This window comes from Exiguobacterium sp. HVEsp1 (assembly GCF_002009685.1).
Taxonomy (GTDB): Bacteria; Bacillota; Bacilli; order Exiguobacteriales; family Exiguobacteriaceae; genus Exiguobacterium; species Exiguobacterium profundum.
In genome coordinates this window covers 352250-364079 of record NZ_KV917367.1, presented here as the reverse complement: position 1 = coordinate 364079, position 11830 = coordinate 352250, and the positions used below count along the sequence as shown (strand labels likewise).

At 48.2% G+C, this 11830-nt stretch carries 10 protein-coding genes, 1 riboswitch and 1 other annotated feature; of the genes, 8 read left to right on the top strand and 2 right to left on the bottom strand.

From position 1 onward, the window contains the following. Nucleotides 1-13: 13 nt before the first annotated feature. Nucleotides 14-505, top strand: a complete 492-nt coding sequence (locus BV910_RS01815) for a YajQ family cyclic di-GMP-binding protein (RefSeq protein WP_015880519.1) — start codon at nt 14-16, stop codon at nt 503-505. Continuing rightward, nucleotides 502-1080, top strand: coding sequence for a metallophosphoesterase family protein (locus BV910_RS01810; RefSeq protein WP_015880518.1), 579 nt, complete (start codon nt 502-504; stop codon nt 1078-1080). Before BV910_RS01815 ends, BV910_RS01810 begins: the two co-directional genes overlap by 4 nt. A gap of 443 nt (nt 1081-1523) precedes the next feature. Here the strand turns inward: BV910_RS01810 and argS are convergent, their stop codons facing one another. Beyond that, nucleotides 1524-3206: an arginine--tRNA ligase gene (gene argS / locus BV910_RS01805; protein ID WP_078146140.1), complete on the bottom strand. Its 1683-nt coding sequence runs from the start codon at nt 3204-3206 to the stop codon at nt 1524-1526. 57 nt (nt 3207-3263) lie between these two features. Continuing rightward, nucleotides 3264-3475 (bottom strand) — a binding site (T-box leader). 154 nt (nt 3476-3629) lie between these two features. On the opposite strand from argS, the gene BV910_RS01800 reads away from it, so the two are divergent. Beyond that, a complete protein-coding gene (locus tag BV910_RS01800; protein ID WP_078146139.1) occupies nt 3630-5309 on the top strand; it encodes a GGDEF domain-containing protein in 1680 nt (559 codons plus the stop codon). 98 nt (nt 5310-5407) lie between these two features. Next, nucleotides 5408-5503: riboswitch (SAM riboswitch) on the top strand. A gap of 67 nt (nt 5504-5570) precedes the next feature. Then, the gene (locus BV910_RS01795; protein ID WP_035387939.1) at nt 5571-6857 is read left to right on the top strand and encodes a Na+/H+ antiporter NhaC family protein; all 1287 of its coding nucleotides are present in this window, start codon (nt 5571-5573) and stop codon (nt 6855-6857) included. An 18-nt stretch (nt 6858-6875) separates the two neighbouring features. Here BV910_RS01795 and BV910_RS01790 read toward each other — a convergent pair whose 3' ends face one another. Continuing rightward, nucleotides 6876-7520 (bottom strand): TVP38/TMEM64 family protein, encoded by a 645-nt coding sequence (locus tag BV910_RS01790; RefSeq protein WP_078146138.1) that lies wholly within the window; start codon nt 7518-7520, stop codon nt 6876-6878. 225 nt (nt 7521-7745) lie between these two features. On the opposite strand from BV910_RS01790, the gene trhO reads away from it, so the two are divergent. The 4 genes from trhO (at nt 7746) to ald (ending at nt 11809) form a co-directional block, all read left to right on the top strand. Continuing rightward, entirely contained in the window at nt 7746-8687 is a 942-nt protein-coding gene (trhO, locus tag BV910_RS01785; protein WP_078146137.1) for an oxygen-dependent tRNA uridine(34) hydroxylase TrhO, read from the top strand. 118 nt (nt 8688-8805) lie between these two features. Further along, a complete protein-coding gene (locus BV910_RS01780; RefSeq protein ID WP_143180200.1) occupies nt 8806-9231 on the top strand; it encodes a divergent PAP2 family protein in 426 nt (141 codons plus the stop codon). A 91-nt stretch (nt 9232-9322) separates the two neighbouring features. Further along, nucleotides 9323-10546, top strand: a complete 1224-nt coding sequence (locus tag BV910_RS01775; RefSeq protein WP_078146136.1) for a PucR family transcriptional regulator — start codon at nt 9323-9325, stop codon at nt 10544-10546. Nucleotides 10547-10678: 132 nt separating this feature from the next. Further along, nucleotides 10679-11809, top strand: a complete 1131-nt coding sequence (gene ald / locus BV910_RS01770; protein WP_078146135.1) for an alanine dehydrogenase — start codon at nt 10679-10681, stop codon at nt 11807-11809. The last annotated feature ends 21 nt before the right edge of the window (nt 11810-11830 follow it).

Here is an 11830-nt window from a genome sequence, read left to right as displayed (position 1 = left end):
GGATGGATGAAACATGGCAAAAGACAATTCTTTCGATATCGTGTCAGAAATGAATCTTGAAGAAGTGAAGAACGCAATCCAAATCGCAGAAAAGGAAATTTTGAACCGTTACGACTTCAAAGGCTCAAAGAGTGAGATGTCACTCGACAATGGCGACCTCGTCCTCATCTCGGATGACGACTACAAACTCGAGCAATTAAAAGACGTCTTGATCACGAAATTGATCAAACGCGGTGTCCCGACGAAAAACCTCGACTATCAAAAAGTAGAGAACGCACTCGGCGGCACGGTTCGCCAACGTGTGAAATTGAAAAGCGGCATCGACAAAGACGACGCGAAGAAAATCAACAACGCCATCAAGGAATCAAAACTAAAAGTCAAATCGCAAATCCAGGACGACCAAATTCGCGTGACAGGTAAGTCGCGTGACGATCTTCAAGCCGTCATGCAACTCGTACGTGAACTCGAGTTGTCCGTCGATGCCCAATTTACGAACTTCCGATGAAACTCGCCATCATCAGTGACCCACACGGTTCGTTTGATGATTTGAAGGCCGTTCTCGATGATGTCCGGCGAGAAACCGAGCACATTCTCTGTCTCGGGGATCTATATGAATGCCACATCGGGAAAAAACGACGTCACGAACGCTTTCATCATGTGGAAGACGTCGTGACGTATGATCCGAATTACGAAGCGCTACTCACATTTCCGAGTCTACGTGGTAATCAGGAAGAGCGAATCGACGAGGTGCTCGTCATCGACCATCCCGTGAAAACACGGATTTCCTTATTGCCGGAACAGACGACTCTCGAGGAAGCCCGCTTTTTACATGGGCATCAAGTCAAATGGAACGAAGACTGGGAACCGGTTGTCGAGAAAGGGAAATATCCACTCGTCTTCATCGGACATAGTCACATCCCCGGGATTTACCGAAAAGGAAAATCCTTGCCGTGGGAAATCGGGACACCGTTCCATTTGAAGAAAAAACGATATGTCATCAACGTCGGTGCTGTCATATTCGATCGGGAATGGTGTCTCTATGATACGGAAGCCCGGACGGTGACGCGGATGAAAGCGTGAATACAAAAAGGACCTCAATTTTTGAGGTCCAGGCTGTTGATGAACCAGATTGCATCTTGCAATCTGGTCCATCTTTTTTTGTGGGTTTCGATTTCTTGGGGCGTTCTGCCCCAAGAAATTGAAGACGTATTATGAGACGGTCCTTTCCAATCAACAGGTTAGGCAACTTTTTATGCTTTGTACAGTGACTGAAGCCAGATTGGCGCGTTGAACCTTCTCGATTCCGTCTGGTTCGCTTCATGTCGTTTTCAGGATTGAAGCGTTACATGTCGGATTCCTTCTTTTGATGATTTTTTCGGCCATCGAGGCCTTAGAAAAAGACAAACGGCCGTCAGATGACGACCGTTTGCGTTGCTCGCCCGACGGCGTCCCGACTCCGAAGCGATATGATTTATGTTAGTCAACAAGCTGGGCCTCAATTTTTTGAGGTCCTTTCGTCTGTCTTACATTTCTTCCGGCGCTTCGACACCGAGTAAACGGAGCCCTTCTGTCAATACGAGCGTCACTGCCTTGACGAGAGCGAGACGCGATTGTTTGCTCGCATCTTCCTCTAGGACGCGGACGTGACCGTAGTACTTGTTGAACGCTTGCGCGAGGTCAAGTACATAACGGCTGATGATGGATGGTTCGCGACGTTCATGCGCACGTGTGATGACGTGCGGGAACGCGTTGAGCATCGTGACGACACCCCATGAGTAATCATCGTCTGCACCAGTGAACGATGAACCATCGTAGTTCCCTTTACGGAGGAGTGAGTTTGCACGAGCATTCGTGTATTGGACGTAAGGTCCTGTCTCCCCTTCGAACTTGAGCATGCTGTCGAGATCAAACTCGATGTTGTTGATGCGTTCGTTTTTCAAATCGTGGAAGACGACCGCGCCGACACCGACCATGCGTGCGACGTCTTCTGCGTTCGCAAGATCCGGGTTCTTCTGTTCGATGTTCGCCTGTGCTTTTTCGATTGCTTCTTTCAACACTTCTTCAAGAAGAACGATGCGTCCTTTACGTGTCGACATCTTTTTCCCTTCTTGCAAGATCAAGCCGAACGGCACGTGATGCATGCCATCAACAAAGTCATATCCAAGCTTACGAAGGACCGAGAAGAGTTGTTTGAAATGTAGCGCCTGTTCGCCACCGACGACATAGTTCGCTTGAACGAAGTTGTACGTCTCGTAACGATAGATTGCCGCTGCCAAATCACGTGTCGCGTACAACGTCGCGCCATCTTTTTTCTTGATCAAGCAAGGTGGCAAGTTCTCCTCTTCGAGCGAGACGACCATCGCCCCTTCACTTTCCACTAAGAGGTTTTTCGCTTCTAGCATCTCGACGACGCGTCCCATTTTATCATTATAGAACGCTTCCCCGTTGAAACTTTCGAATTTCACTCCAAGGAGGTCATATACTTTTTGGAACTCTTTGAGCGACTCGTCACGGAACCACTGCCAAAGCTCTGTCGCTTCCGCATCACCATCTTCAAGCTTTTTGAACCAAGCACGGCCTTCGTCTTCGAGTTCTGGTTGTGTCTTCGCCTCTTCGTGGAAATGGACGTATAATTTCAAGAGTTCTGCGATTGGATTGGCGCGTACCGCTTCCTCATCGCCCCACTTCTTGTAGGCGACCATCAATTTCCCGAACTGAGTGCCCCAGTCCCCAAGGTGGTTGACGCCGACGACGTCATATCCGTTTTTACGTGCGATTTGGTTGATCGCATTCCCAATCACCGTCGAACGCAAGTGACCCATCGAGAACGGCTTCGCAATGTTTGGTGACGAGAAGTCCGTCACAATCGTTTCATTGCGTGCTTCGTGTGTCGCATATTCCGATTTTTCCTCAAGTACGGTGTTGATGATTTCTTTTGATACGACATCACGGCTCAAGAAGACGTTGACGTAAGGTCCCGCCGCCTCCACTTTCGTGAACAATTCATCGTTCAATTCATTTGCGATATCTGTCGCAATCATGACAGGTGCTTTTCGGTAAGCTTTCGCCAATTGGAAACACGGGAACGCGAGATCACCGTGCGCCTCGTGTTTTGGCTTCTCAATCAATGCTTCAATTTGGTCAATCGTGAGTTCTTCACCGATGACACGGGATAGTGCTTCTGCATATTTGCGTTCATAACTCATCTGTATGTCCTCCTTCTTCAATAACAACTCATAAAAAAAACGCCCTTTGCATAGATGCAAAGAGACGGGAATTCCCGCGGTACCACTCTTCTTGCCTGCATGATGCAGACCGCTTTATGGTGATAACGGTTCCCTCCGGCTATGCCTACTCTCGTTTCGGATAGCATCTCAAAAGTGCGTTTCGCGACGTTTGTCAGCCCAGGCTCTCACCAATCCCCAGGTCGCTTTGTTGACTAAACCATCGTTACTCTCTTTTTCATCGACTTTCGTCTATGCGGTTGAAAAGCAACTTCATTATAGAGGATATTCCCTGTATACTCAATGCTAGAATTCAAGCATGATAAAAGAAAGGCAGGACTCGCAAGAAATCATGACGAATCTTTACTATTATATCTTGAAATGTCCCATGCTAGGAGGGAACACATGAACCACTTTCGCAAGATGTCCGTGCTCGGTTGGAGTATATGGAGTGTTTTGTTCTGCTTCACCATCGGATTATTTGCATTGGATGTGCTGCACGCCCCGACCATCGATCCGTTGTCCTTTATTTTAATCTCATTACTTGTCATCATCTTTCAACTCGATTCAATCGAAGTCAAAGGTGTGTACTTCACATTCTCTGAGAGTATTGTATTAATTCTATTTCTATTCTTTGGATTTGAAACCGCACTCATCGTCAACCAGATTGGATTATTCGTCTTTCAGTTCGCCAATCTGAGACCAAAAGTCGCCATACGCCGATTCCGCTTCACCTATCCATGGAACGCGATTACGGCATACTTAGAAATTGTCATTCCCGCTACCGTCTATCTCGCCCTCGGTGGGGTAACCGGCCTTGATTTTTATTCGCAAGAATCGTTTGTACCGCTTGCCGGGTTATTCTTTGCTATCTTGTTAAATACCGTATTTCAAAAATATCAGGTGAGATGGTGGTTCCGCGTCGATATCGCATTGAGCGACTTCATGAAAATCGCTTTCTACACATATGTCGTCAGTTTGATCTTCATCTTAGCGGCAGCGTTCTTCCGAGAGACGAATTTACTTGTCGTCAGTAGCATCGCGGCAGCGTTGACCTTCTTCATCAAACGACTTCTCATTCAAAAGGGACGACAGGATGCGTATAAATCTCTGATTGAACAGTACGACGAAGCGAAAGAAGCCGTCTCTTTATCACAGAGCGAAGCACAAGCCATTGAAGTCTTTTTAAGTCAGTGTGAACAATTGAACCATTACAATGAAGGATATATCGAGTTCAAACTTTTTGATCGCACACTCTACTTCGACTTGAAGACACGTCAACCGATTGATCGCCCCGTCGTATTTGCGCTACTGGATATCAGTCAACCTGTCGAGCCGGTCCTTGACTACGAGATGCGATTTGAGTGGGATGCTTCATTGTCTGACGCTTTTCATGACGACTACCACAGCTTCGTCTCGATTCGTTCGGAAGAGATCGAGGGAATCCGAACATGGATCGTGATGACAGGAGAACCTATATATGGGTATCCGAAGATTATCCAACATGAAATCATCAAGTTGCTCAAGTCGTTCAACCGGACCATCAGCCGCTGTCATGAACGAGATCGTCTGTATACCGAGAGCCGGACGGACAGTTTGACCCTTCTCGCCAATGCCCGCGCCTTCTACGAATACGGAATTCAACAAATATCCGACATCTCGATGTATCCAATCTCGGTCGCCATGCTCGACATCGATTTCTTTAAAAAAATCAATGATACGTATGGCCATCAAGTCGGTGACCAAGTGTTACAGGAATTTGGTCGACGTATCCGGCAAGTCCTTCGTGCTGATGACTTCGCCGCCCGTTATGGTGGGGAAGAATTTATCTTGCTTCTCAATCATTGTGACATGTCTCAAGCCGTTGACATTGCAGAAAGAATTCGCCAGCAAATCGAAGCGAAACCGTTCCTTGTCGATCATCACGAGGTTTCTGTGACCGCGTCCATCGGGGTCGATACAATCGATGCGTTTGGAAATAAGCGATTAGACGATACGATTCGAAACGCGGACCGTGCGCTATATGTCGGTGGTAAATACGCGGGACGTAACCGCGTGGCGCACTTCAACAATTTAACGACGTAAACTCCCCTTTCTCACATCGAATTGGGGAGTTTTTAAGTTGACAAGCAGATTTGAAACAGGTACGTTAGGGAACGTGTTTACTAATTGGATAGATTCACTTTTTATCGAGAGAGACGGAGGGACTGGCCCTGTGAAGTCTCGGCAGCGGGGAACCTGTGCCAAATCCAGCGGGCGTATTGCTCGAAAGATGAAAAGGGTATTTCGCACGAAGGACCTTTTTTCTCAGAAAAGGGTCCTTTTTATTTTTTTAGTGAGGTGATTATTTTGGAACAACCAACAGCAAACAAATGGGCACTCTTGCCGTTACTCGTCTTCTTACTCTTCTTCATCGGGGCGGGTGTCTATTACGGAGACTTTTATAAGTTTCCGGTACTCGTCGCAGCCATCATCGCCTTGATGGTTGCGGCATTCATGACAAAAGGAAGTGCCACCCAAACCGTCGAGCGCATCGCGCAAGGAGCCGGCAATCCGGGCATCATCATCATGATTTTCATTTTCTTACTGGCTGGCGCCTTTTCAACGGTAGCGGAAGCCATCGGGGCAATCGATGCAACGGTCAACGCCGCCTTGACTCTATTACCACCTTCGCTTCTCTTGAGCGGACTCTTCGTCATCGCCGCCTTCATTTCAATGGCGATGGGAACGTCGACGGGTACAATTGCGGCACTTGCACCGATCGCCCTCGGTATCCATGAAGAGAGTGGCGTCAATGTCGCCATCGCTGCCGCAGCCGTTGTCGGAGGGGCGATGTTCGGGGACAATCTCTCGTTCATCTCAGACACGACCATCGCTGCCGTCCGGACGCAACGAACGAACATGCGTGATAAATTCCGCACGAACTTCTGGATCGTGTTACCGGCCGCTATCATCACGACGGTTTTACTCGCCGTCTTGTCAAATGGGGAGTCAACGGTCGATGTCGCCGCATTCGAATGGTACAAACTGATTCCGTATCTTGCCGTCATCGGACTCGCATTGACAGGACTGAACGTCATTTTGGTTCTGTTAGGTGGCATCACGCTCACCGGCATCATCGGTCTCCTAGATGGAAGCCTATCCGTCACGGCGTTTGTGACAGCTATTGCGGACGGGATGATTGGCATGGCCGAAATTTCATTCCTGACATTACTCATGGGTGGACTCGTCGGTCTCATCTCACACAACGGCGGACTCACGTATTTACGTGACGCGTTGACATCCCGTATTCAAAAACGTGCCGGTGCCGAGTGGAGCATCGCCGGACTTGTCAGTGCGACGAACGTGGCGACGGCAAACAATACGATTTCCATTCTCGTAGCCGGACCACTTGCAGCGAACATTGCGGACGAATATGACATCGAACGGAAGAAATCAGCGAGCGTACTCGATATCTTCTCATGTGGTGTACAAGGAATTCTCCCATATGGAGCTCAATTACTCATCGCCGCAGAGTTGACGAAGACCGCTTCGCCGGACCTCGTCCCGTTCATGTTTTATCCGTTCCTTCTCTTTGTTTGTGGAGGAATCGCCATCGCATTCAATTTCCCACGTTTTAAAAAACAGTCATAAGTGAAAACACCCCCTTGTTCAAAGGGGTGTTTGTCGTTTCGTGACCATCTCTTGTTTCAATTGCTCGTTCCGTTTCTTGAACGCGCGTCGTTTGAGCACTTCTTCTAGCCCCCGGCTGATGGCCCATAATGCGACCAAAAGTAGACCGAGCATCGATAAACGAAATGGACTTTGGATAAATTCTTCCCATTGGTCCCCGATGACAGAGAAAATCACGACGACGAGCAGTTTCCCGAATCCTGCCGCCATGATGAACGTACGGAGCGGCATCTGAATGAGCGCCAATAAATACGTGATCAAACTGACCGGGATGAACGGGAGAGAATATAAGAATCCGAGCGAGATCGGACTCATATGATTGATTCGTTCCAACCAATAGACCGCCGCCTTATGTTTTTCGAGCCAGCGCGTCATCGGTTTGCGGAAAACGTAACGGACAGCCGCAAAAACGACGATGGTTCCAAGAAGGTTCCCGATCCAGGATAAGAGAACGCCTAACAGAAAGCCGTATGTCGCTGCATTGGCAGAGATGATTAAGACGAGTGGTAAAAATGGAAAAATCGCTTCTAAAAACGGTGCACCGAGTCCAGCCCATGGACCACCAGGCAAACTTTGAAGCCATTCAATCAATTGGATGATGTACTGTTGGAGAGAATTAAGCATAGTCGTTCCACCTTCAACTTTCGTTACTACTCTATTACCCGAATTCGATTTACAAGACGCATCTCCCTGCATTCGTCAAAAAAAATTAAAAACCATTTGCGAAAATTCGTCGTGATATTTATCATATAATAATGGACTTGTGGTTGCAGGCAAGTCTATTCGTCGAACGACACAACCCAACGTTCGTTTTCCTGCAAAAAACTGAACACAGGGGAGCAACACAACATGGAAACAAAACCAATGCGGGTCTTGCTGTACTATAAGTACGTCAACATCGAAGACCCAGAAACACTCACGCAAGAACATTTGAAGTATTGTAAGGACCTCGGCATCAAAGGACGCATCTTGATTTCCTCCGAAGGAATCAACGGGACGTGCTCTGGTACTTGGGAGCAAACCGAGCAGTACATGAATGACTTGAAAGCAAACCCTCTCTTCAGCGATATCGAGTTCAAAATCGATGAAGTCGAAGAGCATGCCTTCAAGAAAATTTTTGTCCGTCACAAGAAAGAGCTCGTGACGTGGCGCTTTGATGGCGAGTTTGATGTACCGAAACAACACGGTGCATACCTCGAACCAGCAGAATGGAAAGAGATGATGAATCGTGATGATGTCGTCATCCTCGACGTTCGTAACAACTACGAGTACGAACTTGGTCACTTTAAAAATGCGATCAAAATCGATGTAGAGGCTTCACGTTACATGCCGGAATGGCTCGAAGAGAACAAGGACCTCTACGAAGGGAAAACACTTCTCACGTACTGTACCGGTGGCGTCCGTTGCGAGAAATTTACAGCATATATGCGTGACCGAGGTCACGACAACATCTTCCACCTTAAAGGTGGTGTCGCGATGTATGGAAAAGATGAAGCGACAAAAGGAGAAGACTGGGAAGGCGAGCTCTATGTCTTTGACGAGCGGATCAATGTCCCGGTTAACTCCGTGAACCCATCTGTCGTCTCACACTGTATGCACTGTGGGACAGAGACGGTTCGTTACGTTAATTGTGCCAACCCGGAGTGCAATGCACAGCATTTCTGTTGTGAAGAGTGTGAACCGAAACAAATGCGTTCATGCTCGAAGGAGTGTCAAGAACACCCACGCAACCGTTATATCATCGATAACATTGCAGAGAAACTTCAGGAGACTGAAGGAGTAGTCGGGTAACAAAAATCGACCAGAAGATGTCTTGGAGAACGTGTCCAAGACATCTTTTTTTGACGAAATCTTAACGTCTAGCTTGCGCCTCTTTCGGGTATAGTGAAGATACTATGTCAGACAGGAAGTGAATGCACGCATGTTTAACGAACCTTTACTCGCTGCGATTCTCGCTTGGTTTATCGCCCAAGCGGCTAAGCTCGTAACTGAACTCATTAAAACAAGAGATTTTGAAATTGAAATCATGTTCGCTTCAGGAGGCATGCCAAGTTCGCACTCGTCTACCGTCGTCGCACTCGCTACCGCGATTGGGCGAATGGAAGGCATTGACTCGAGTCTATTCGCTCTCGCTGTCGTCTTTGCCACTATCGTCATGTATGATGCGACCGGAGTTCGGCAGGCGGTCGGTTTCCAAGCACGGCTCTTGAACGATTATTTCAAAGGAATTAAACATGAGACCCCACTCTTGAATGAACTCGTCGGCCATACGCCGTTCCAAGTCATTGTCGGAGCGTTACTCGGTCTCGTCGTCGGACTGTTTTTCCCAATGTAATCGCAGAAGGTATGTCATTTCTCACACTCTTGATTCTTTTTGTGAAGTTTCACAAAGAAGACGGTATACTCAAGAGAGAGGAGGAATCGACATGCCTTTTTTGCAGAAATCTTATGAGTCTCTCGATACACTCGCCGAAGCGATTGGTCAAGCGATTCGAGCACCGATCACGATTGAGAATCGCCACCACCAGTTGCTCGCTTATAGTACACATCCTGATTCGACCGACCCGGCCAGGATTGCGACCATCATCGGGCGTCGTGTCCCAGAAGCTGTCATCGAAGACCTATGGGAGAGTGGTATTTTACAAGAAGTCATCGACCAAGATGAACCGGTCGTCATCCCGGCCCGTCTCGCCGTCGGTCTTGGGGAACGCGCCGCAATCGTCATCAAACAACATGATGAAGTACTCGGCTATATTTGGAGCTTAGCTCGGACAAATCCGTTCAGCACTCAAGAATTAGCCATCTTGCAAGAAGGGGCGACCATCGCCAAAAAGCTACTTATGACCATCGCGATGCACGAGCGACGAATCAGCGCCGAGCTCGAACGCTTTTTATTAGATGTCCTCGCTTCCCCGACCCTGACAGATGCGAATCGCGAACGATTGAACGAACTTGCTCCGATCGCTGTTGCCAGTCGGTTGACGGTCATCGAATGTGCTCAACCGATCACCCCTCAACTTGCGGAACGCCTTCACTATGTGCTTGCGACGCAAGAGTCAATTGAAGTCGTTTTACATGCCATCGACGGTCAGCAGCTACTCGTCTGGCATTATATGAAGTCTGAACTCTCCGATGAAGAGACTGTACTCATAGCCTGGGCGGAACGGTTTGAACAATTGCTTCAAGACAAGTTCAGCGAATCCGAACCACATCTTGGCATCAGCCGACGTTTTTTCGAAAGTGACATGTTATATGCCGCAGCCGAAGAAGCGCGACGGGTTACCACGCTGCGTCGCAAGTTCCCGCTCGAACTATCGACTTCCCGTGCCTTCGAGCAGATCGGTATTTATCAACTCGTCCCGGAACTCGCTCGCCGTATCGGACTCCGACTGGAGACCCACCCGACAGTCGAACGGTTGCAGCATTATGATTCATCCCATCAGACCGAACTCGTGAAGACGCTCGAATGGTATTTTTATTTTGATGGGAACGTCAAACGAGTCGCCGCTCATCTTCATATTCATCCGAATACCGTTCTGTACCGGATTCGCCGCATCGAAGAGTTGACGAATATCACACAAGTTTCCTTACCAGAAAGATCCATGATTTATTTAGCCATTAAGGCTGGTCAATATCGATTAGAAGACTAGACGCTCACTTTGTGATTTTTCACAAAGTGAGCGCCTTTGTTTTTAGAATCCATGCTAAAGACAGCGTTTTCAAATGGGTCTATACTAGGGGTGTGAACAAATTGTGTCAACGGAATGAAAGGGGAATGTTCCATGAAAATCGGGGTATTAAAAGAGATTAAAAACAATGAAAATCGGGTGGCCTTAACACCGATGGGTGCATTTATGTTAACGGAGCTTGGTCATGATGTATTCGTCGAAACGAATGCCGGTCTCGGTAGCGGATTCACGAATATGGAATATATTGATGCCGGTGCAACGATTCTTGAAACGGCGAAAGAAGTTTGGGAAGGCGTCGAACTCGCTCTCAAAGTAAAAGAACCACAGCCGTCTGAGTATCAATACTTCCGTCCTGACTTGACGCTCTTCACCTATTTACACCTTGCGGCAGAGCCAGAATTAACGAAAGCGCTCGTCGATTCTGGGATTACAGCCATCGCCTACGAGACAGTAGAAGTGGATCGCACGTTACCACTCCTCACACCGATGAGTGAAGTGGCAGGACGTATGGCTGCGCAAATCGGAGCTCAAATCCTTGAAAAACCACATGGTGGAAAAGGAATCTTGATGTCTGGTCTCCCAGGCGTGCCTCGTGCGAACGTCACGGTCATCGGAGGCGGTGTCGTTGGAACGAATGCAGCTCGAATCGCAATTGGTCTTGGGGCGAGCGTGACGTTGATGGACATTAGCCCGGCTCGTCTTCGTCAAATCGACGACTTGTTCGGAAACACAATCAATACGTTGATCTCAAATAAATACAACATTGCGAAACAAGTGGCTGAGAGTGACCTTGTGATTGGTGCCGTGCTCATTCCAGGAGCAAAAGCACCGAAACTCGTCACGGAAGAAATGGTACAGCGCATGTCGTCTGGTTCGGTCATCGTCGACGTCGCCATCGACCAAGGTGGGATTTGTGAGACGATCGACCATATCACGACGCATGATGCGCCAACGTATGAGCGTTATGGCGTGCAACACTACGCTGTCGCTAACATGCCAGGTGCCGTGCCACGCACTTCGACAATGGGTCTGACAAACGCGACGATGCCATATATCATCGAGTGTGCGCAAAAAGGCGTATTCCCAGCACTTCTTGAAAACGAGGCACTTCTCAAAGGCCTAAACGTCATCAATGGAACGGTCACGTATGAAGCGGTTGCACGTGATTTGGAATATCCGTTCGTTCCTGCCCATGAGGCGGTCTCGAAACAAACACAAGCTTAACCCTTAAGACGATGAGATGCC